The organism is Gallaecimonas kandeliae (genome assembly GCF_030450055.1).
In the GTDB taxonomy this organism is placed as follows: domain Bacteria; phylum Pseudomonadota; class Gammaproteobacteria; order Enterobacterales; family Gallaecimonadaceae; genus Gallaecimonas; species Gallaecimonas kandeliae.
On record NZ_CP118480.1, the window covers coordinates 3633020 to 3654093 of the forward strand.

The window sequence follows — 21074 nt, forward strand, 5'->3', positions numbered from 1 at the left end:
AGGGAGTGGGAGGTCAGCCGAGATAGGGATATCGAGGCAGGTGAGTACGTGCCGGGAGCGCGTATGAACCGGTGACCGGCAAACGACCGGAGACGAGGGTACCCGCAGGGCGGCGTCCAGGGGGTGGCTTCTTTGCCTGGGAGGCCCCGCCTACTTTCTTAGCATTAAGAAAGTAGGGCGCGTGCAGGGGCGCCCCCCTGCTTTAACAAAACCGCACTTCAAATAAAGCGCCGCGTTCAACAACGGCTCAATCCTATCCGCTTACCCTCAGAATACCGGACCAAAGTTACCCATCCCTTGGAAATGGAAGCCGAATCGACATGAAGAAACTCATCACCATACTGGCCCTGCTACTCACCGCCTGCCAGGGCCAGGCGCCCAGCTTCAAGGAACTGGGCACGGTGGACTACCAACTCGAGCTCTCGCCCGACGGCTACGTGACCCTGAACCAAGGGCAATACGCAGGCCCGGCGGCGCCGGGGTCGGCGACAAAACTGAAAGTGCGGCTGGCGGACAGCTTCGCCACTGGGGATCTCGACGGTGACGGCACCCTGGATGCGGCCGCCGTGCTGGTGGCGGAGCCGGGGGGCAGCGGCAGCTTCGCCTACCTGGCGGCCGTGGTCGGCAAGGACGGCAAGCTGCACGGAGTGGCGTCCGTCTTTTTGGGGGACAGGATCAAGGTCACAGCGGTGGCCATCAAGGATGGCGTCATCTCCGTGACCTGGCTCGACAGGGCACCGGGCGAGCCCATGGCGGCGGCGCCTACCCAGGAAGTGACCAGAAACTACCGCCTGGATGGCAACCAGCTGGTGCAGGATAAATAACAAGGGGTTATCGTGATCCCCTGGCCTTCAGCACCATTAACTGCTAACCAAACGACATGAGCAAGGAACTCGCAGACCAGGACCCGCTGCTGCTACGCCGGCTGCTGCGCGCCAAGGACGGCATGGACGCCGCTCCCCAGGAAGACTGGCCCGTGCGGCGGTTGGCGGCCATCTCCCACCTCTCGGAAGCGCACTTCGCCCGCGCCTTCAAGGACGCCTTCGGGATACCGCCTCACCGTTACCTGCTGACCCGGCGCATAGAGAAGGCCACGGCGCTGCTGCGCGACACCGAGCTGCCCATCACCGACATCGCCTTCCAGACCGGCTGGCAGAGCCTCGGCACCTTCGGGCGCATCTTCCGCGACATCAAGGGTGAGAACCCCGGCGCCTTCCGGGAGCGGGCCCAGGCCGGGGCCCAGGGGATAGGCAGTGTGCCCGGCTGCATCCTCAGCGCCGCCCACAGGCCCGATCTGAAGACAGCAGTTTCGGAGAAGCGGCGCCGCCAGGGAGAGGATAAAAATGAGGCTCAACCAAAGGAGGTGAACCATGAACCAGGGTGTACAGGTAGCGGGTCTCTACGTAAGGGACCAGGATGAAGCCCTCGACTTCTACGTGGACAAGCTCGGCTTTCGCGTCCACACCGACGTGCGCAACGGCGATTTCCGCTGGCTGACGGTACAGCATCCCGACCAGCCCTTTTTCCAGCTGGGCCTCTTTACCCCAGGCCCGCCCATGCATGACGCCGGCACGGCCCAGGCGCTGCAGGCCGCCGTGGCCAAGGGGGCCATGCCGCCCCTGGTGCTGATCGTCGAGGATTGCCGTGCCGCCTATGAACGGCTGCGCGCCGCGGGGGTGGAATTCACCCAGGCGCCACAGGACAGGTTCGGCACCGTGGACGCCGGTTTCCGCGACCCTTCGGGGAACGGCTGGAAGATGATCCAGGCACGCCGCTGAACCGGAGGGAAAAGACCATGAGCCAGACCATGAGCAAGGGGGTCCGCCAGTTCCACCGCTGGGTGTCCATCCTCTTCACCTTGACGGTGGCCGCCAACTTCGCCGCCATGACCAGGGGCCAGCCTCCCGCCTGGATCACCTATTCGCCGCTGCTGCCGCTGGCCCTGCTGCTTTTCACCGGCCTCTACCTGTTCGCGCTGCCCTATGCCAGGCAATGGCGGAGCGGGTCAGCCAAAGAAGGTGAAATAGCCCCCAACAACCAGCGCAGCTAGGCAGGTGGCCTAGGCGATGGATGTGTCGTCAGTTAGGATGTCGGCGACAACCACAGAGCCAATACCCATGCCTCAGAAACAACATACCGTGCCCGTCATCTACAAGGACGGGCAAAGCACCAAGGCCATCGCCAAAGGCAACAACGTCGCCTGGATCTGCAAGTGTGACGGCCTGACCCTGCTGCTGGGCCAGGCGGGCTCAGACGCCCAGGTGACTTGCGACGCCTGTAACAGCACCTTCCTGGTCCAGTCCCAAGAGGATGGCGAGCAGGTGCTGAAGGTGGTGGAGCTTTAAAGGTCACGCCCCCTGCAGATACATCAACTAGGCTGAAACTATCACCCACCAGCGGGAGCCCCTTATGGCCCGCGCCTTCCCCCTTGCCTACGGCGCCCTCTGCTACCTGCTGTTCCTGGCCCTCTTCCTCTACCTGATCGGCTTCGTCGGCAACCTGGTGCCCATGGGCATAGACGCCAAGCCCACGGCGCCGGCCTGGCCGGGGCTGGCCGTGGATCTGGGGCTGGTGGCCCTGTTCGGGCTGCAGCACAGCATCATGGCCAGGGCCTGGTACAAGGCCTGGCTGGCCAGGCTGCTGCCGGAATGGATGGAACGCAGCACCTATGTGCTGGCCACCAACCTGGTGTTGCTGGTGCTGTACTTTTACTGGCAGCCCCTGGGGGGCGAGATCTGGACCTTCCAGAGCCCTGTGGCAAAAGCCCTGCTCTGGGGCCTGTTCGGGTTGGGCTGGCTACTGGTACTGGTGGGCAGCTTCCTTATCGACCACTGGGATCTGTTCGGCCTCAAGCAGGTCTGGTGCCAGGCCTACGGCAAGGCCTACCACCACCCCCACTTCCACACTCCCTCCCTCTACCGGCTGGTACGCCACCCCATGATGCTGGGCATGCTGCTGGCCTTCTGGGCCACCCCAGTGATGAGCGGCGGCCACCTGCTGTTTTCCCTGGCCATGAGCGCCTATATCCTTATCGCCTTGTATTTCGAGGAAAAAGATCTGGTGCGCTACCACGGCGCCGAGTACCTGCGCTACCGCCAACAGGTGCCGAGGCTCTGTCCCTTCGGCCGGCGGCGCTGAACCCTTCGCCCCTGGAAACCCTGCTCACTCTGCCCCATGGCCCCACCTTGTTGGGGCCACATTTTTGTACGGCAACGGCTTCCCAAACCCTGGCAAGCTGGGCACCAGTACTGACTGATGCTCAATAAAAAGGCATGAGGGAGGCCAGGCCGGCGGCGGCCTGCCCTGTCCCTGGCGCCTGTATCCGTTACCATCCCCTGCAAAAGAACAACAAGGCAACGTGATGAAAAAGCTCCTGTTTCTCGGCAGCCTCCTGCTTGCAGGCTGCGGCGGCGGTGGCGGCGGCGATGCCGCCCCGGCCAAGGACCAAGCCCCCAACAGCAACCAGGCTCCGACCGCCAGCGCCCTGGCCCTGACCTACGACTGGGCCAGCCAGTCGGCGTCCGGCAACTGGCAAAGCCAGGCCAGCGACGCCGACGGCGATACCTTGACCGCCAGCGTCAGCCAGCAGGGCAGCCTCGGCAGCTTCAGCCTGGCAGGCGACCAGCTGAGCTACACCGCCAATGCCGGCACCCAGGGCGACGACCAGGGCACCCTGACCATCAGCGACGGCCACGGCGGCAGCACCGCCATGACCGTGACCGTCAGCGGCGTCGACGGCCGTGACGGCGTCACCCGGGCCCTGGCCGCAGGCGACGCCAGCTACACCGACAGCGCCAGCCTGCTGGCCCGGATCCAGGCCACCATCACCGGCATCCAGGGCCAACAGTCGACCCTGGCCGGCACCGTCTTCGCGGCCGACGCCATCGACTATGCCCCTGGCCAGAACACCCAGATCTTCAACATCAGCGCGCCGGACAGCAGCTTCCCCCTGCTGGAGGCCAGTACCGGCCAGGTGTTGGCCCTGGCCGGCAGCCAGGGCGGCGGCCGTTACGCCGCCTTCGGCACCCCGCTGCTGGCCCGCCTGGACGGCGGCGACTTCCCGGCCCTGGTCCCCGCCACCCAGCGGCTGCTGGGCTGGCTGCTGAACGCCGACCCGGCCCAGGCCCACAGCGTGGCCCTGGCCTTCCTAGGGGGCTATGAAACTGCCAGCCGCAACTGGCTGCAGGCCCAGTTCCCCCAGTGGACCATCAAGAGTTGTAACGACGTCGCCACCCTGGCCGACTGCCTGGCCGGCAGCGAGCTGGTGGTCAGCGGCATGCAGGCCGCCGACGGCGACGCAACCACTGTGGTGGCCGCCCTCAAGGCCAGCCTGGCCAAGGGCGTGCCCCTCCTCTACCAACACTGGAGCTGGGGCAGCAACGCCCTGTCCGACGGCACCGCCGCCCTGCTGGGGGCCAGCCTGCCCTACGCCGGCAACTGGTTTGCCAACGCCAGCGCCACCTGGAGCGACGCCCAGGCCATGCTCGACGCCGCCCCCTGGCTGAAGGCGGAGCAGACCCTGGTCCAGCATCTGGTGGACCAGGACTTCAGCTTCGACTGGTCCGCCTGCACCAGCAGCGTCGGCACCACCAGCTGCGACCAGGTGGCGGGCCTGCACAGCGCCTTCCTGGACGGCGCCAGGGCGCTCAGGGCCGGGCTCAACCAGCTGGATCGCCAGGGCCTGGATCTGTTCAACCAGGACAGCCTGACCCTCAGCAAGCTGTTCGTGCTGCTGGGCGACAGCTACCGCCAGGGCATCCACTACCCCATGGACAAGGCCAGCACCAACATCAACAGCTTCATGGCGGCCTACCTGGCCGACCACCTGGCCTATTACCACCACAGCCATAACCCGGCCCAGCCGGATCTGGGCAACTTCAGCGACACCCTGCCCGCCAATCTGCCGCTGGTGAACCAGACCCTGAACTTCACCCTGGGCGCCGACAGCGAGTTCCGCGGCACCGGCCTCTACCTGCTGCCGGGCCAGAGCATCTCGGTGCTGCGCACCGACGGCCAGGCGGTGAGCCTCGGCCTCTTCATCAACACCCAGCGCACCGGCTCGACCCGCGAGTTCAACACCAACGGCTACCTGCGGCCCAAGTTCCTGCAGTCCCCCACCTTCGACCTCAAGCAGGGCCAGGGCCAGACCATCACCAGCCCCTACGGCGGCCCCCTGATGGTGCAGCTGCCGGCCGGCAGCGGCCAGCTCAGCCTGCAGATCAGCGGCGCCACCCCCTACCCCTACCTCACCGACTTCAGCAAGGCGGCCGACTTCCTGGCGCAGCTCAACGATACCGCCTTGAACTGGTCCGGGATCCGCACCGACTTCGTGGAGATCAACAGCCGCCGCCACATGATGCAGGACTTCATCAACAGCAGCCGCTACCAGGGCAATGCCCAGCAGGCCCTGGACGATGTCTGGACCTACATGATCAAGGGCACCTATGACCTGGCCGGTTACCAGGGCGAGGGCCTGGCCCTGCCCGCCGCCGTCCAGGCCCGCTGCACCAGCCTGGGCTGGGACTGCACAGACCCGGTCATCCACGCCAAGCCCAAGCTGCAGCACATCAACATCGACGAGTCCGCCAACTGCGGCGCCGGCTGCTCGGGCAACCCCTATGACCAGGCCTGGACCCTGGACCCCTTCGGCTGGGGCGAGAGCCACGAGATAGGCCACAACAACCAGCCCGCCTTGCTGCGCATCTACGGCGGCCGCTCCAGCGAGACTTCCAACAACATCTTCCCGCTGCACAAGGGCTGGCAGCGCTTCATGGACAGCGGCGAACGCATCGACAGCTGCGACCGCCAGAGCCCGGCCACCACCTATTTGTGGCTGCAGGACGCCCACAACCAGGCCGACCCCACCCAGGCCATGTACGACAAGCTCTGGAGCCAGACCGGCATCTACGACAACGCCGGCCAGCGCCTGGACTTCTACCTGCAACTGGCCTTCCTGGCCGAAGACGTCGGCGGCCTGGACAACGGCTGGGAGCTCTACACCCTGCTCTACCTCGAGCAGCGGCTGTTCAACCACGCCAGCCAGGACGCCGCCACCTGGACGGCCCAGAAGGACGCCCTGGGCATGGGCAGCTTCGCCACGGCCCCGAGCCTGGACGGCAACGACTTCATGGTCATGGCCGGCTCCTACCTGCTGAAAAGAGACCTGAGGCCCCTGTTCGACGCCTGGGGTATTCGCTACAGCAGCGGCGCCGCCAGCCAGGTGGCCGCCTACGGCTACCCCGCCGCCGCCTTGGTCTTCTACAAGGCCGACAGCCAGTGCATGGACATGAAGGGCGCCGCCAAGCTGCCCATCGACGGCAGCACGGCCTGGCCCGCTTCCTGACCCCAAAAAAGCCCTCGCCAGAGGGCTTTTTCTTATCGGCGCGGCGGCGGCTTGGCTTGGGTTTCGGCAGGCATCCCTTTAGAGTGGCCGGGACCAAGTCGTGAAGCGGGCCGGCCACCAAGACCGGCCAATAAGGGGAACCAGGGCATGAGCAAGATCCAATTCGACGCCGCCGAAAAGGCAGAACTGGTGCAGGCCATACAGCGTTACTTCGAGCGAGAGCTGGACCAGGATCTGGGCCAGTTCGACGCCGAATTCCTGCTGGATTTCTTTGCCGAAAAAATCGGGCCCCGCTTCTACAACCAGGCCCTCAAGGATGCCCAGGGCGCCGTCATGGCCCGCCTGGACACCCTCTCCGACGACCTCTACGCCCTGGAAAAATGAGGCATGAAAAAGCCGCCCTGGGGCGGCTTTGTGGTCAGGCGGCGAAGCGCTGCTGGAGGTAGGCGTTGATGTCCGAAGACTCGTAGAGCCATTCCTCCCGGCCGTCTTCATGGGCGATGTGCAGGCAGGGCACCTGGCCCTTGCCGCCGCCGGCCAGCAGGGCCTGGCGGGCCGCGGGATCGCGCCTGATGTTGGCCATGGCGATAGGCAGGGCCAGGCGGTGCACCTCTTTCTTGACCTTGATGCAGAAGGGGCAGGTGGCGAACTGGTAGAGGGTCAGGCCGTGACAGGCGGCGTCCACCTCGGCCTGGGCCTCAGGGCTGCGGGAGACGGGCTTGGGCTTGCTGAGCACCGCGTAAATCAGCATGAAGGGCATCAACAGGCGGCGAAGTACGAAGAAAAACAAACGGATAACAGCTCTCATGGCCTTCCTCTGCCCGGCGGGCATACAGCGGTTGGAAAGTAGGAAGGGGCCAGTCTACCCGCCTGGCCAGCTTTTCGCCAAATCTGGCCAGGCCATGAAAAAGCCGCCCTGAGGCGGCTTTCTTCTTACTTCAGCACCTGGAAGCTCACCGAGCTTGGGTATTGGGCCGAGTGGTAGAGCCTGTGGGTGGCGCGCACATAGTCTTCTTTCTTGGCCTCGAAGATGTTGGGCACGTACTTCTGGGGGTTGAGATCCAGGAAGGGGAAGAGCGAGCTCTGCACCTGGATCTGCAGCCTGTGGCCGCGCTTGATGTCGTGCAGCACGTCGTAGAGGCTGAATTTGACCTCGGTCGGCCGGTTGGGCACGAAGGCCTCGGGGTGGCTGAAGCCGTTGCGGAAGCGGCCGCGGATCACCCCCCAGCGCACCAGCTCATGGCGGTTGCCGGTGGCGTCGTCCTTCTTGGCGGTGTTCTCGTCGCTGCCGGGGAAGACGTCCACCAGCTTGACGACGATGTCGGCGGCGCTCTGGTCGGTGGAGAACCAGAGATCCAGGTCCAACTGGCCGGCGATGGTCATGTCTTCGCTGGCGGGCGCCGTGTTGAACACCAGCACGTCGGGGCGGCGGGCGGCGAAGCGTTGGTCGGCGGCCATGTAGTCGCGGTCCCAGCCGCGGGTGATGGCGGTGGATTGGGGCACCGGCTTGTTGGGATCGGCGATGTAGTCGCTGAAGCCGCCCTTGGCGTCCTTGTGGTCCAGCAGCCGCTCGCCGTTACCGAAGTAGAGGGTTTCCTTGGCGGTGTGCTTGGGCGGCCAGGTATCGAAACGGCGCCAGCGGTTGGCGCCCGTTTCGAAGACGGTGGCCTTGGCCAGATCCGGATCGTCCTTGCCCTTGAGGTAGTGGTTGAAGAAGGGCAGCTGAACATTGTCCTGGAACCACTTGGCGGTGTCGAAGCCGAACTGGGCCTCGCCCATGTGGCTGCCGTCGCCGCGGTTCCATTGGCCGTGGTACCAGGGGCCCATCACCAGCTGCACGTTGTCCTTGTCGTTGTGGTGGGACATGGTGGCGTAGGTGGCCAGGGCGCCGTAGAGATCCTCGGTGTCGTACCAGCCCCCCACCACCAGAGTGGCCGGCTTGGTGTCCTTGAGGTGGGGCAGCACGTTGCGGGCCTGCCAGTAGCTGTCGTAGTTGGGGTGCTGGGTCAGCTCGTTCCAGAAAGGCCTGTCGTTCTTGAAATAGCGCTTGTTGACGTTGCCGTGGGGGCCTAGGTCCTTGAAGAACTGGTAGCCGTCCGGGGTCGGCAGCTTGAAGCCTTCCGGCCAGGCGGCCATGGTACCGTCACGGGGCTTGTCGAAACTGTCGAAGAAGAGGAAGGCCATGGGGGTGACGAAGGCGCCGTTGCGGTGGAAGTCGTCGAAGAACCAGTCACCTATGGGGGCCTGGGGGGAGATGGCCTTGAGCGCCTTGTGGGCGTGGATGGAGGCCACCGAGGTGTAGTAGCCGGGGTAGGAGATGCCCCACATGCCCACCTTGCCGTTGTTGTCCGGCACGTTTTTCACCAGCCAGTCGATGCTGTCGTAGCTGTCGGTGGCGTCGTCTGTGGCCTTGCCGCCCTTCTCGAAGGCGTCCTGGGGCCTCATGTTGACGAAGTCGCCCTGGGACATGAACTTACCGCGCACGTCCTGGAAGACGAAGATGTAGCCTTCCTTCTCGAAACTCTCGCTGGGGCCCAGGGCCTTCTTGTACTTGTCGCTGCCGTAAGGGCCCACGTCGTAGGGGGTGCGCTGCAGCAGGATAGGGTACTTGTGGCTGTGGTCATAGGGCACGTAGACGGAGGTGAACAGCTTGGCCCCGTCGCGCATCGGGACCTGGTATTCGTACTTGGCGTAGTGGCTGCGGATGTACTGGGCGCGGGCCTGGTCGGCCTCGTCGCCGGCCAGGGCGGCGCAAGACAACCCCAGGGCGGCCAGGGCCAGGGCGGCTTTGGTCATTTTCATGGCATCTTCCTTTTGTTTTCCCTAGCTTTACCCGCTCGACCCGCCGTTGCCAAGCCCCAGGCCGCCGGGGCGACGCCTGGGCCCGTTCAACGGGCCAGGTAATGCTGGGTCAGGGCCATCCACAGCGGCATGGTGGCCAATGTCGCCAGGGTGCTGAGCATGATGGTGGCGGTGGCCGCCGGCCTTTCCTTGACGAAGGGCAGCACGTTGACGGCCGTGGGGCAGGCCGCCAGCAGCACCAGCACCTGGGCCTCCCGGCCACCCAGGCCAAAGAGCCAGGTGCCCAGCCACACCAGGGCCGGCAGCCCCAGCAGCTTGGCCAGGGCCAACACCAGGCTCTCACCCCACTGGCCGCGGCTGAACGGCGGCAGGCTGGCCAGGGCCGCCCCCAGGCAGATAAGGGCGCAGCCGATGGCGCCGTTGCCCAGCAGTTCCAGGCTCTTTATCAAGGCCTGGGGCGGCTTGAGGCCCAGGGCGTTGAGGGCCAGGCCCGTCATCAGGGCGGCGATCATGGGGTTCTTGAGGGTGGCCAGCAACGGCTTGAGGCCCCGGCCCTGGACCAGGGCGAAGAGGCTGTAGAGCACCAGGGAATGGAAGGCGATGATGGCGATGGCCACGTCCACCCCGGCCTGGCCCTGCAAGGCGGCGATCACCGGCAGCCCCACCAGCACCGTATTGGAAAAACTGCCGGCCAGGGCGCCCGGCGCGCGGACCTTGACGGCCAGCAGCAGGAACAGCAGCGCCACAGGGCCGTAGTAGGCCAGGCTGTAAGGCCCCAGCAGGTGCAGATCCAGCCGCAGGGTGCCCAGCAGCAGGAAGGCCGGCACCAGCACGCTGAAGGTGAGGCGGGCAAAGCCCTGCCAGAAGGCGGCGGGCAGCAGGGCACGGCGGGCCGCCAGGAAACTCAGGGCGACGATGAGGCAGAGGGGTAGCAGGGCGTTGAAAACCAGCATCTTTTTTGGGCAGCAAGGGTAAGTGACGGGGGGCCAGTCTAGCACGGCCCCAAGGGGCTCAGCGGCAAGGGCCGGCGCGGAACTGCACCAACTTGGGCGCCCTGCGGCTGTACCAGAGGATGCTGGCGACAGTGGCCGCCAGGGCCGCCCCCGGCAGCGACCAGAGGGGCCAGACAGGCCCCTGGCCGGCCAGCACCCTGTCCAGGGACAAATTGGTGAAGGTGCCGACGACGGCAACCAGCAGCAGCAGCCAGGCACAGAACAGCAGGATATAGAGGGACCAGTTCTCCAGGTGGCGCACGCCGTAGCGGATCTGGGCACCGCAGCGGTGGCAGTCCTGGGCGCCATGCACGGAGCGCCCGTAGCAGAAGGGGCAGATCAGGGTCTTCATGGACCTTCCTTGGCTGAACAGGAGACGGCTTTGAAACCGGCCGTTAACATACTACCGCCGGCGTCTCCTGACCAGCCCCCCCATGGTCAGAGCTGGCTGCGCACCGGCATTTGGCCCGCATCAGCCTTAGTCAAAACAGCAAAAGCCGCAAGACGTCATGCCATGGGTATGGCTGCCCCTGGTGTTAGCATTGTTCCCCTCACGCCGGCAGGGAAGCCGGCACTGAAGGGGGCAAGGATGCTGGAAAAATACGACAAGGCCAGGCAGGGCCTGGATCAGAGGCCGTCTCTCGAGAACGTTGAAGTCATCAGGCCGGCACCGGCGGCCAACAAGGCCAGCCAGCCCAAGCCCGCTCCCCAGCGGCCCCGCAGCCAAAGCCAGGGCGCCAGCAGCGCCAAGTCGGGGGACGTCCAACCACGCAGGGCGCCTGGCTACCAGATCCATCCCGACGCCAAGCCACCCAAGGTAGGGGACCAGACCTTCAAGCGACTGCACCCGGATGGCGTCGAGACGGAGCGCTATACGTTGCTGGGAAACGGCATGCCCCTGGGCGCCGAGGCCGGTAAACCACCCAGCCATTTGAAGGGCCTGAAGGAACTACCGGACGACCACGAACAACTGGTGGCCGAGGGCTGGCCCACCTTGGACTATGTCAACGCCAAGGGTCAGCACGCCGAAGACTTTGCCAACTTCGCCGACGCCGAGGCGGTGATACTGCCGGAGGGCACCACCCTCTACCGCATCGTCGACGAGAACGCCTACGACGCCGGCGCCTACTGGGCCCTGGAGAAGCCGGCAAGCAAGGCCCAATGGCGCAACGGCTACGCCGTCAAGGACGACTGGAACGACAACGGCTACTATGTCAGCCATACCGTCGGCAAGGGCGGCCTCAAAGCCTGGAAGGGCACCGTCGCCGCCCAGCCCTACCGCAGTACCCCAAAACGCTGCCACCTGCCTGGGGGCCAGACCCAGCTGTTCATTACCCCGGGCGGCGTGGCACCCACCCCTCCCCAACTGACCCACTGGAGCGACAATGGATAAGGCCACCAAGAAGCAGGCCCTGCTTAACTACTTCTCCAGCTTCGACTATGCCCAGGAGCTGGTGCTGGACCACGACGACCTGGTGCGCTGGCTGGAGGAGTGCATCGAAGACTTCCACCTGCGCAACCCGCCGGAGCTGACAAGGGACTGGAAGGTCTGGGAGACACCGGACGAATGGGAGCGGCGGGTGCTGGCCAACTTCAGGGGCACCAACAATGGCTTCCACCAGGCACTGGAGCTCTACCGCCAGGGCGCGACGGACATGATGGAAGACTACGCCGGCTCCATGCGCAGCCTGTCCAAGGATATGGATGTGGTCAGCGACCGCTGGTTCGACTATGTAGACGATTACAAAGGCCGTAAATATGCGTCAGCAATGAACGAAATGCGCAAGAAGGCCGCCAATATCTACTACACCCTGTCGGACTACTGGGGTGAGGACAACGAAGACATCCTCAAAGAGCACATTACAGGTCCCATCAACGAGACCAAGCTCAGGGAATACCTGCCCGGCCATGGATAAGGCCACCAAGAAGCAGGCCCTGCTCAACTACTTCTCCAGCTTCGATTATGCACAGGAGCTGGTGCTGGACCACGACGACCTGGTGAGCTGGCTGGAGGAATGCATCGAAGACTTCCGCCTGCGCAACCCGCCGGAGTTGACCCAAGACTGGCAGGTCTGGGAGACCCCCGACGAATGGGAGCGGCGGGTGCTGACCAACTTCAGGAGCACCAACCAGAGGTTCCACCAGGCACTGGGACTGTATCGGCAAGGGGACACCGAGCTGATGGAAAGGGTCTGCAGTGCCATCCGGGGCCTATCCAAGAACATGGATGTGGTCAGCGAGCGCTGGTTCAAGTATGTGGACAGCTACAAGGCAAGGAAATACGCAGCAGCCTATAACGACGTAAGCGAGAAGGCCGCCAATGTCTACAACACGCTAAGGGGACGATGGGGAGAGGATAAAATACTTAGAGAAACAATCACCGACCCCATCGACGAAGCCAAGCTCAAGGAATACCTGCCCGGCCATGGATAAGGCCACCAAGAAGCAGGCCCTGCTCAACTACTTCTCCAGCTTCGACTATGCACAGGAGCTGGTGCTGGACCACGACGACCTAGTGCGCTGGCTGGAGAAATGCATCGAAGACTTCCGCCTGCGCAACCCGCCGGAGCTTACCAACGACTGGCAGGTCTGGGAGACACCGGACGAATGGGAGCGGCGGGTGCTGGCCAACTTCAGGGGCACCAACCAGAGGTTCCACCAAGCCCTGGGGCTCTACCGTCAGGGGGACAGGGAGCTGATGGAGCGGGTCTGCAGTTCCATACTAGGGCTATCCAAGAATATGGATGTGGTCAGCGAACGCTGGTTCAAGTACGTGGACAACTACAAGGCAAGGAAATACGCAGCAGCCTATAACGATGTGAGCGAGAAGGCCGCCAATATCTACTACACCCTGCGCGGCACTTGGCACGACAACGAGATCCTGGACGAAGTGATCACCGGCCTCATCAACGAGGCCAAGCTCAGGGAATACCTGCCCGAGAAGCCGCCGCAAAGCTGAGCCTTAAAGCTGGCTGCGCACCGGCAGCCAGGACAGCACCCTGGCCAGGGCTCGCCGCCAGAGGCTGGCCTGGGGTTCCACCGAGGAACTCCAGACGCTTTGCTCCTGGCAGCGCCGCCACAACAGCCGGGTGCCGCTGAAGTCGGGCTGCCAGCTCTGCTCCCCTCCCAGGTAGCCCTGCACCCAGTCCTCCAGGGCCGAGACCAGCTCGGGGCTGTCCAGCAACAAACCCATCTCGGTATTGATGAAGATGGAGCGCGGATCCAGGTTGAAGGTGCCGAGGTAGAGGCGGCGGCGGTCGTAGAGGATCAGCTTGGCATGGAGGCTGGAAGAGCTGCCGGCTTCCTTGCCGCCGGGCAGCTCGGCGTCGGGGGCCAGTTCATAGAGGCCGACCCCGGCGCTGAGCATGGCCTGGCGCTGGGCGGCATAGCCGGTGTGGGCCAGCACCACGTCGTTGGCGGCCAGGCTGTTGGTGAGAATGCGGTTCTGCACGCCTCGGCCGCAGAGCACCCCCATCAGGGCGATGATCTCGGCTGAAGGCACCAGGTAGGGGCTGACCACCAGCAGGTCCGAGCTGGTTTCCCTGGCGAGGCGCGCCAGCACCAGGGCCGTATGGGAGCCGCCCCGGCGCCGCTTGCGGCGCAGGGGATGTATCTTGGAGGGCTGGTCGAACAGCACCTGCATGGTGCCGGGCAGCAAGGGCTTGTCCAGCACCCCCTTGGGCAGGCTCCTGAGCAGGGCCTGGCATTGGGGCTTGTCCCAGAAATCGTGCAGCTTCCTGAAGGCCATCCTGGCCTCGATGCGCAGCGGCCGCAGGGCGATGAGGCGGGTGACGGGCACGGCCCACTGGGAGTTGTAGAAGAGATCGAAGGCCTGCCCCACCTCAAGGGCCACCTCCCCCACCGCCAGCAGGTCCAGGTCCAGGAAATTGCGCCTGGGGTGCAGCCCGAAGTACTCGTCCCCCACGTTGCGCCCCCCCAGCACCACCACTTCGCCGTCCACCACCAGGGCCTTGTTGTGCATGCGGTGGTTGGCGCGGGAAAAATCCCAGAGCCATTCCAGGGGCCTGGTGATGGGGGTCAGAACCCGGCTGCCGAAGGGGTTGAAGAGGCGGATCTGGATATTGGCGTGGGCGTTGAGCCGGGCGATCAGGGGGTCGTCGTCGGTGTGGATGTCGTCGATCAGCAGCCGCACCCGCACCCCGCGATCGGCGGCGTCCAGCAGGGCCGCCAGCAGCAGCTTGCCGGAAGTGTCCACCCGCCACTGGTAGTACTGGGCGTCGATGCTGGAACTGGCCGCCTCGATCAGCGCCAGCCTGACCGCCAGGGCCTCCTTGTTGTCGGCCAGCAGCCGCACCCCCAGGCCCAGCCTGGCCTGCCAAGGCTTGTGGGGCAATGGGGGCAGCAGCCTGGAGGGCTCGCGGGCAAAGCGCGGCACCCTGTTGACGGCACCGGCCACCAGCAGCGACAGGGTGGTGAGCCACCAGCGGGCGCTGCTCATGGGGCCGGCACCGGTGGGCGCAAGGACAAGGGGGACAAGGTCTGGGGTCTCCTTAGGGACTGCTGGAGATATAACATAGATAACAATAACTTGCTGTAGGTCTCTCGGCTAGATCATCACCAGGCTAGTCATTTTTTAACCAGAAAAGCCCCGACTGTCATGGTGTTGCCCCGCGGCCTTTGTTATGGTGCGCCGCGCAAAAGGTATCCAAAGGAGTGGATCATGCGCAAAACCCTCGTCATCGCCGCCCTGGCCCTGGCCGGCTGTGCCCAGGCACCGGTCAAACCCAGGCCCCAGTTCGACGTGGTGGTCACCCAGGCCAGGCTGGAGCCCCAGCCGGTCAAGTCGCCCAGCCTGCAACAGGTGCGTCGCCTGGTGGTGGCGGACCTGTCACCCCGCATCGAGAACCCCCAACCCGGCGCCCGCCGCCTCTACCAGAGCCTGATCAGGGAAACGGCGGCCCTGGTGGCCAAGGACAAGCATTACCAGTGGGTGACGCCGGAGCGCTTCGCCTACCAGTTCGACCTTTTGGCCCCGGCCAAGCTGCCCCAGGGCCAGGCCCTGGACCAGCTGCTGGCCGACACCGCCCACCGGCTGGGGGCCGATGGGGTGCTGGTGGTGGAACTGCATGACAGGCGTGGTGGCGGCGGTTACCTGCCGCCCCAGGGGGCCGAGGTCACCGCCAGCCTGAGGTTGATGCACCAGGGCCGGGACCTCTGGCAGCAAAAAGAAGCCCTGGCCTGGGTGGACGCCGACCTCGGCCTGGCCCTGGTGGACCAGGCCAGCCTCGACAGCGAGGTCAGGGGCTTCATGGCGCCCCTGGTCCAGGCCCTCAAGGAAGACTACAGGCCGGCAAGCCGCCTCTGAGGCCTCAGCCCACCTGGCTTTGAAGGTCCAGACGCTCGGCCAGCACCAGCCGCAGGCTGTCGCCCAGGGCCAGTTTGCCGACGCCCTTGGGGGTGCCGGTCAGCACCAGGTCGCCGGGCTTGAGGCTGAAGTGCTGGCTGATGTAGCTCAGCAGGCCGGGGATGGGGGTGATCATGTCGCTGCTGGCGCCGTCCTGGCGCAGCTCGCCGTTCTGGTAGAGCTGGAAACGCAGGGCGTCCAAAGCGCCGACCTCGGCTACAGGCACCAGGGGCGAGACGGGGCAGCTGCCGTCGAAGGCCTTGGCCAGCTCCCAGGGCTGGCCCTTGGCCTTGAGCTCGTTCTGCAGCTCCCGCAAGGTAAGATCCAGGGCCAGTCCTATGCCGGCGATGGCAGCGCTGGCCTGCGCCTCGCTGGCCTTGGTCAGGGGCTCGCCCAGCAGCACCGCCAGCTCACACTCGAAATGCACCTCGCCCCTGTCCGCCGGCAGGCTGAAGCCGGCCTCCAGGTCCACCAGGGCGGTGCTGGGTTTCATGAACAGCAGCGGTTTTTCGGGCACGGCGTTGCCCAACTCCTTGGCATGCTCTGCATAGTTACGGCCGACACAGACCACCTTGGTGGTGGCCCAGGGCAGGGGCTCACCGGATCGCCAGCGCAAGATCATGGGGATTCTCCGATTGGGGGGTGCCGCTGTTGTAGCAGGGGCAAGGTCACAAGGGAAGGGGCTGGGGGAGACGGCCAAACTTCCTCCCCCTTTGCTTACTTGAGGGTCAGCTCCCGCATCCGGTATTCGCCGGTGATGGTGCGGACATCCGGGTAGGTCTTGGCGATGGCGTTGGACTTCTTCTCCCTTTCCTCACCCCATTTCTGCATGAATTTCATGTACTTTTCCTTGTTGGGTTCGAGGTCGGCCGCCTTGTCGTAGTAGATCACCAGGGCCAGGTTGAAGTTGCCGCTGAGCGGCAGGTCGCTGATGTAGATCTTGAAATCCTTGATGTAGCCCATTTCCTTGGCGACCTTGTTGGCGGCAACCCAGGAGTCCCGCAGGCCTTCGAGGTAGACGTCCATCATGTTGGGATCCACCTTGACGGTGGTCACGGACGACACCGCATCGGAAACGTCATAATCCTTGTAGGGTTCCAACCTGGCCTGGGCCAAGCCAGCCCAGCCGGCCAGCACCAGGGCCAGCACCAGGGTCTTGAGCATTTTCATGGTTTTTCTCCCGTTGTGGCTCCCCCATGGAGCCCTGCAAGTATAGTGATCAAGATCACATTCATCGGCGCCATGGCGGCCGTCTGCCGGGGAGGGCTATGCTAAGGCGGATAACAACCATCATAAGAGCTTGCCCATGACCGCCATCCCGCACGGCCTCGAGGCCTGGGTTGAACGCATCAGCGAAAAAGAACTGCCCGCCATGACCGCCACGGTGCGGGCGCTGGAGCAGTTGGAAAAGAGCGATACCGCCTCCCTGGCCAGCCTGGGCCGCAGCGTCCTGCACGACCACGGCCTCACCACCCGCATCCTCAAGGTGGTCAACAGCGCCATCTACCGCCGCGGCCAAGCCCAGATCACCACCGTCAGCCGCGCCTCCGTGATCCTCGGCTACGACGCCCTCAAGCACATCTGCATCACCGCCACCATGATCGACGGCCTGCTGCGCAACCGCGACCTCAGCCCGGCCGTGCACGAACGGCTTATCGAGCTGATGGCCGGCTCACTGCACGCCGCCATGCTGGCCCGCATGCTGATGGCCGGTTACGACGAGGACACCCGGGAGGAGATCTACATCGCCGCCCTGCTGCAGAACCTGGGGGAGATCGCCTTTTGGAGCTCGGGAGGCCCGGCGACGGAGACCCTGGACGCGCGCCTGCGAGCAGGGGCGCAGCCCAAGGCGGCGGTGCAGGAGCTGCTGGGCACCAGCTTCGACAACCTGGGCGCCTCCCTGGCCCGCACCTGGAACATGGGCGATCTGCTGATCCGGGCCATCACCGACCCCTTGAGGCGCAGCCCTGAGATGCGCTGCGTGGCCCTGGCCAAGGGCTTCAGCCAGGCCCTGGCCAAGGGCGACCAGGGCGCCGTCCAGAAAGGTCTCAACGACATGGCCGCCTTCATGAAGGTGGAGCCCGACATCGCCAAGGCCAGGATCCAGGCCTGCACCCAGGCCACGGCGGAACTGGCCAGCTGCTACGGCGTCGGTGAGGTGGCACAGAAGCTCTTCCCCCAGGGCGGTTGGGATCCGGAAGAAGCACCTTCGTTGTTCCACGAACCGGACGAGGGCCTGCAGCTCAAGATGCTGCGGGAAATGATGACCCTGGTGGGGGAAAAGGCCGACATCAACCTGCTGATCCACACCACCCTCGAAGGGCTGTTGCGGGCAGTGGGTATGGACAGGGTCATGGTGCTGATGCCCAGCCCCAGCTTCGACCGTCTCAACCCCCGCTTCTTCGCCAGCACCGACCAGAAGCCCCTGCGGGAGCTGCTGAGCCTGCCCCTGGGCGGTACAGATCTATTCAGCAAGACCTTCAAAGACAAGGAATTTCTCTGGGTGGAAAACCTCAAGGACCCGGCCTGGGCGGCCAGGTTGCCCAGGGAACTGGCGACGGTCAACAAGGGCGCGCCCTTCTTCCTGGCCCCCCTGGCGGTGGACCACAAATGCCTGGGCCTCTTCTACGCCGACCGGGCCCATAGCGGCCGGCCCCTGGGCCGGGAGGACTTCGACGCCTTCAGCCACTTCGTGCGCCAGGCCTCCCTCTGCCTCAACCTGCTGCTGCGCCCATGAAAAAGCCCCGGACTGCCGGGGCTTATGCTGTAAGAGGTCTGAGGGCTCAGCCCTTGTCTTCCGGGGGCAAGCCGACATGCATGCGCCCTTCTTTGTAGTCGATGGTCAGCAGGAAGTGCTTGATGACATCGAAACCCAAGAGTCCCCGCACCTTGACATTGTGTATCGGCTCGAAAACCGATCCCCTTTCCGGCGCTTCCACCACGTCCACGCTGCCGTCCTTGGGTACAGTCACCAGTATGTTCTCCAGCTCAAAGGGGCCAAAGGTCATCTCAGGCAGCCGGAAACTGTCATTCTCGCCTATGGTATTGACCCCTTGCCCCAGCGTGTCCTTGGTGGGGTATCTCTCCAACCAATGTTGGTCATTGGCCAGGGAGCGGGGCAACATCAGACCCCCCGTGTTGCCGGTGTCCAGCATCAACCACACCGACTTTTCCTTGTTCAACTCCACCTTGACGATAGGCATACCAGTGTGCGGATCTGAACGCATCTCGATGTTTGCTGCTTTGCGCAAGTCCAACGACTTACGCTCCACCAGCCGCAGTTTGCTGTGGGGGTAGTCTATTTGAACGATGAAATTCTCAAAGAGGCTCCCACCCAACAGCAAAGCCGCGTCTTCATCGCCGAAGGGCATGGACACCAGGCCGTCCAGATTCCAAGTTGAACCGAACAGGGATACCGGCACCTTGTTGTAGGTGCTGTGCTCCACCTCATCGTAAACACCTTTGACGCGGATCCGGCTACCCTTGCCAAACTCCAGCTTGTTGGCCTTGATGAAGTCCTCGTTGATCCCATTGAGCTGGGAACCAGAATCCAATATGGCCTTGGTCTTGATGCCAGCAATGGTAACCGGCAGCTCGATGGCACCGTTTTCCAGTTCGAAGGGGATCCAGGGCGTCACGGCAGCCTGGGAACAAAAGGGCAGGGCAGCGGCCAGCAGCCAAAGGCACCGCAGTGCGGTTTTTTTCATGTGCTCATCCTTAAGGCAATGTTTTTTCAAGGCCGGCTAAATTAACAGCTAGACAACATTTTGTCAGCAGCCGATATCCTCGTTCCACAGTTCGGGGCTGGCTTCCATGAAGTCCGCCATCAGCTGGCGGCACTGGGTGTCGTCCAGCATAACCAGCTCCACGCCACGCACCTGCAGGTAGTCCTCCGGGCCCTGGAAGCTGCGGTTTTCTCCCACCACCACCCTGGGGATGCCGTAGAGCAGCACGGCCCCTGAGCACATGTCGCAGGGGGACAGGGTCGAGTAGAGGGTGGCGCGGCGGTAATCGGCGGCCTTGAGGCGGCCGGCGTTTTCCAGGCAATCCATCTCGGCGTGCAGCACGGCACTGCCCTGCTGGACCCGCCTGTTGTGGCCCCGCCCCACCACCTTGCCATCTATGACCAGCACAGAGCCGATGGGGATACCGCCCTCTGCCAGCCCCTTGCGGGCCTCCGCCACGGCCTCGGCCATGAAGGCCCTGTCCAGCTCCGCGCTCATAGACATCTCCCAAAATCACAGTGAAAACATAAGGGTAGAACAAGGTTCAGGGCGCTGTGCCCAACCAGTGCCGCCAGGCCGGCGCCGCCTCTGGCGGTGTTGCGGCCAGCAAGGCGGCCAGGACCTTGGCCTGACTTGGCGGCAGCTGGGCCAGCCAGACCTGGCGCCCCGGCTCGGCGCCCTTGGCCACCGCCGCCTTGTAGCGGCGCCACAGGGCCACAGGGTCTGTGCCGGTCTCGGCCAAACGCTGGTAGAGGGCCAGGCCGCAGCTGTAGTAGAGGTCGAAAAGGCCCCGCTGCGCCGCCTGTTCCAGCCCCGTTTGGGCCAGGCCGGCCAGGCACTGGCTGCGGGCATCTTCGAGCTTCTGGTCGGTGAAGGCGCTGCGCTCAGGGTAGAGGCTGCGGATGGCGTCCATGGCCAGCCATTCGGCGCCCCCTTCGTGGAGCCAACTGTCCTGCTGGGCCCTTACCTGGCCGGCCTGGCCCTGGTAGAAGTGGGCTCCTTCGTGGGCGAAGAACCAGAGGAAGGCACTGATCTGCTCCGGCTTTGCCAGCAGTTTCTCCAATTGGTTGCCATACCAATGCATGCTGATCTGGTTGGCCAGCACCCCGCCCTGGTTGCCATATTGGCCCCCCATGGTGCGGCCGAAGGAAGCGATCAGCATGGGCTTGGCCCGGGCCGGGCCCAGGGCCTTGGCATAGTGGGCCAGGATCCGCGGCAGGGCCTCATCCAGAGCCTGGCGCAGGGCCGGGGGCAGGCCGGGGTCCACCAGGGCCCGCAGTTCGGCGCCTTCGCGGGGCTGCAAGGGCCCCACATAGAGCACCTGGCCTTCCCCGCCGTCCTGCCAGCGCAGCGATTGCCGGCCCTGGCCGTCGCGGCTGACGATATGGTCCCCCTTGGGCGCCGCCAGGCTCAGGTTCCAGTGTTCGTCTCCTTCGCAGAGGCCTACGCAGGCGAAGAAGCGGCCGCTGTGCAGGGCCAGGCCGCCGTCGGAAAAGGGAGAGAAAGGCGCGTAGTCCTTGGGCAGGTAGATATAGGTAGGGGTGAGGCGGATGGCAGCGCTGGAAAAGGCCTGGCCGTCCTTACGGGCCAGGTATTCGCCGTCCTGGTCCTGGCCTATCTGGAAGGCCGGGTCCAGGGGCTGCCAGCGGGCCGCCCGCGAATGGTCGGGACTGCGGGCAAAGCGCAGTTGCTTGGCGGGGGCCGTCAATTGGTAGTTCAGCTGCCAGTCGCCCTTGTCGTCCTTGCTGAGGGCGATGTCCGGTACGGGCCTCGCCGCCAGGGCGCCGAAGCTGAGCAGTGCCGCCAGCCATAACAGTGGTTTCATAGCCTCCTCCCCGAAGAGCGAA

General features: G+C 64.7%; 24 protein-coding genes. 14 read left to right on the forward strand and 10 right to left on the reverse strand.

The features are described from left to right. The first annotated feature begins 320 nt into the window (after positions 1-320). The 8 genes from PVT67_RS17880 (at position 321) to PVT67_RS17915 (ending at position 6727) form a co-directional block, all read left to right on the forward strand. On the forward strand, positions 321-824 hold the full coding sequence (locus tag PVT67_RS17880; protein ID WP_301496116.1) for a hypothetical protein: 504 nt from the start codon (positions 321-323) through the stop codon (positions 822-824). Positions 825-880: 56 nt separating this feature from the next. Then, on the forward strand, positions 881-1420 hold the full coding sequence (locus PVT67_RS17885) for a helix-turn-helix transcriptional regulator (RefSeq protein WP_301496118.1): 540 nt from the start codon (positions 881-883) through the stop codon (positions 1418-1420). Further along, positions 1371-1778 carry a VOC family protein gene (locus tag PVT67_RS17890; protein WP_301496120.1) on the forward strand — a complete coding sequence of 136 codons (408 nt, stop codon included), beginning with the start codon at positions 1371-1373 and terminating at the stop codon, positions 1776-1778. Before PVT67_RS17885 ends, PVT67_RS17890 begins: the two co-directional genes overlap by 50 nt. 17 nt (positions 1779-1795) lie before the next feature. Beyond that, complete coding sequence (locus tag PVT67_RS17895) at positions 1796-2050, forward strand: hypothetical protein (RefSeq protein ID WP_336407775.1); 255 nt, start codon at positions 1796-1798, stop codon at positions 2048-2050. A gap of 67 nt (positions 2051-2117) precedes the next feature. Beyond that, complete coding sequence (locus tag PVT67_RS17900; RefSeq protein ID WP_301496122.1) at positions 2118-2345, forward strand: hypothetical protein; 228 nt, start codon at positions 2118-2120, stop codon at positions 2343-2345. A 64-nt stretch (positions 2346-2409) separates the two neighbouring features. Next, a complete protein-coding gene (gene mddA, locus PVT67_RS17905) occupies positions 2410-3138 on the forward strand; it encodes a methanethiol S-methyltransferase (RefSeq protein ID WP_301496125.1) in 729 nt (242 codons plus the stop codon). 223 nt (positions 3139-3361) lie between these two features. Beyond that, complete coding sequence (locus tag PVT67_RS17910; RefSeq protein WP_301496127.1) at positions 3362-6343, forward strand: ImpA family metalloprotease; 2982 nt, start codon at positions 3362-3364, stop codon at positions 6341-6343. Between the two features lie 147 nt (positions 6344-6490). Next, positions 6491-6727, forward strand: coding sequence for a DUF2164 domain-containing protein (locus PVT67_RS17915; protein ID WP_301496129.1), 237 nt, complete (start codon positions 6491-6493; stop codon positions 6725-6727). Positions 6728-6761: 34 nt separating this feature from the next. Here the strand turns inward: PVT67_RS17915 and PVT67_RS17920 are convergent, their stop codons facing one another. From PVT67_RS17920 to PVT67_RS17935, 4 genes are all read right to left on the reverse strand, one after another. Beyond that, positions 6762-7151 carry a glutaredoxin family protein gene (locus PVT67_RS17920; RefSeq protein ID WP_301496131.1) on the reverse strand — a complete coding sequence of 130 codons (390 nt, stop codon included), beginning with the start codon at positions 7149-7151 and terminating at the stop codon, positions 6762-6764. Positions 7152-7276: 125 nt separating this feature from the next. Then, positions 7277-9145: a CocE/NonD family hydrolase gene (locus PVT67_RS17925; RefSeq protein ID WP_336407776.1), complete on the reverse strand. Its 1869-nt coding sequence runs from the start codon at positions 9143-9145 to the stop codon at positions 7277-7279. An 86-nt stretch (positions 9146-9231) separates the two neighbouring features. Then, positions 9232-10098: an AEC family transporter gene (locus PVT67_RS17930; protein WP_301496133.1), complete on the reverse strand. Its 867-nt coding sequence runs from the start codon at positions 10096-10098 to the stop codon at positions 9232-9234. 58 nt (positions 10099-10156) lie between these two features. Further along, positions 10157-10489 carry a hypothetical protein gene (locus tag PVT67_RS17935; RefSeq protein ID WP_301496135.1) on the reverse strand — a complete coding sequence of 111 codons (333 nt, stop codon included), beginning with the start codon at positions 10487-10489 and terminating at the stop codon, positions 10157-10159. 237 nt (positions 10490-10726) lie between these two features. Between PVT67_RS17935 and PVT67_RS17940 the strand changes: the two genes are divergently transcribed. The 4 genes from PVT67_RS17940 to PVT67_RS17955 are packed head-to-tail and all read left to right on the forward strand — an operon-like array spanning position 10727 to position 13096. Further along, positions 10727-11530 carry a hypothetical protein gene (locus PVT67_RS17940; RefSeq protein ID WP_301496137.1) on the forward strand — a complete coding sequence of 268 codons (804 nt, stop codon included), beginning with the start codon at positions 10727-10729 and terminating at the stop codon, positions 11528-11530. Beyond that, on the forward strand, positions 11523-12053 hold the full coding sequence (locus PVT67_RS17945; RefSeq protein WP_301496139.1) for a hypothetical protein: 531 nt from the start codon (positions 11523-11525) through the stop codon (positions 12051-12053). The genes PVT67_RS17940 and PVT67_RS17945 overlap by 8 nt, the downstream gene beginning before the upstream one ends. Beyond that, the gene (locus PVT67_RS17950) at positions 12046-12570 is read left to right on the forward strand and encodes a hypothetical protein (protein WP_301496141.1); all 525 of its coding nucleotides are present in this window, start codon (positions 12046-12048) and stop codon (positions 12568-12570) included. The genes PVT67_RS17945 and PVT67_RS17950 overlap by 8 nt, the downstream gene beginning before the upstream one ends. Then, positions 12563-13096 (forward strand): hypothetical protein, encoded by a 534-nt coding sequence (locus PVT67_RS17955; RefSeq protein WP_301496143.1) that lies wholly within the window; start codon positions 12563-12565, stop codon positions 13094-13096. The genes PVT67_RS17950 and PVT67_RS17955 overlap by 8 nt, the downstream gene beginning before the upstream one ends. A 3-nt stretch (positions 13097-13099) precedes the next feature. On the opposite strand, the gene PVT67_RS17960 is transcribed toward PVT67_RS17955, so the two are convergent. After that, on the reverse strand, positions 13100-14596 hold the full coding sequence (locus PVT67_RS17960) for a phospholipase D family protein (RefSeq protein ID WP_301496145.1): 1497 nt from the start codon (positions 14594-14596) through the stop codon (positions 13100-13102). A gap of 222 nt (positions 14597-14818) precedes the next feature. On the opposite strand from PVT67_RS17960, the gene PVT67_RS17965 reads away from it, so the two are divergent. Further along, positions 14819-15463: a hypothetical protein gene (locus PVT67_RS17965; RefSeq protein ID WP_301496147.1), complete on the forward strand. Its 645-nt coding sequence runs from the start codon at positions 14819-14821 to the stop codon at positions 15461-15463. 4 nt (positions 15464-15467) lie between these two features. Here PVT67_RS17965 and PVT67_RS17970 read toward each other — a convergent pair whose 3' ends face one another. Both PVT67_RS17970 and PVT67_RS17975 read right to left on the reverse strand, forming a co-directional pair. Then, positions 15468-16124, reverse strand: coding sequence for a fumarylacetoacetate hydrolase family protein (locus tag PVT67_RS17970; protein WP_301496149.1), 657 nt, complete (start codon positions 16122-16124; stop codon positions 15468-15470). A gap of 95 nt (positions 16125-16219) precedes the next feature. Next, entirely contained in the window at positions 16220-16672 is a 453-nt protein-coding gene (locus PVT67_RS17975; protein ID WP_301496151.1) for a hypothetical protein, read from the reverse strand. Between the two features lie 136 nt (positions 16673-16808). Between PVT67_RS17975 and PVT67_RS17980 the strand changes: the two genes are divergently transcribed. Then, positions 16809-18239 carry an HDOD domain-containing protein gene (locus PVT67_RS17980; protein ID WP_301496153.1) on the forward strand — a complete coding sequence of 477 codons (1431 nt, stop codon included), beginning with the start codon at positions 16809-16811 and terminating at the stop codon, positions 18237-18239. Positions 18240-18285: 46 nt separating this feature from the next. Here PVT67_RS17980 and PVT67_RS17985 read toward each other — a convergent pair whose 3' ends face one another. The 3 genes from PVT67_RS17985 to PVT67_RS17995 all read right to left on the reverse strand — a co-directional run bounded on the left by PVT67_RS17985 (position 18286) and on the right by PVT67_RS17995 (position 21052). Next, the gene (locus tag PVT67_RS17985; RefSeq protein WP_301496155.1) at positions 18286-19209 is read right to left on the reverse strand and encodes an aspartyl protease family protein; all 924 of its coding nucleotides are present in this window, start codon (positions 19207-19209) and stop codon (positions 18286-18288) included. Positions 19210-19272: 63 nt separating this feature from the next. Continuing rightward, positions 19273-19725: a nucleoside deaminase gene (locus PVT67_RS17990; RefSeq protein WP_336407777.1), complete on the reverse strand. Its 453-nt coding sequence runs from the start codon at positions 19723-19725 to the stop codon at positions 19273-19275. A gap of 46 nt (positions 19726-19771) precedes the next feature. Continuing rightward, complete coding sequence (locus PVT67_RS17995; protein WP_301496157.1) at positions 19772-21052, reverse strand: hypothetical protein; 1281 nt, start codon at positions 21050-21052, stop codon at positions 19772-19774. Between the last annotated feature and the right edge of the window lie 22 nt (positions 21053-21074).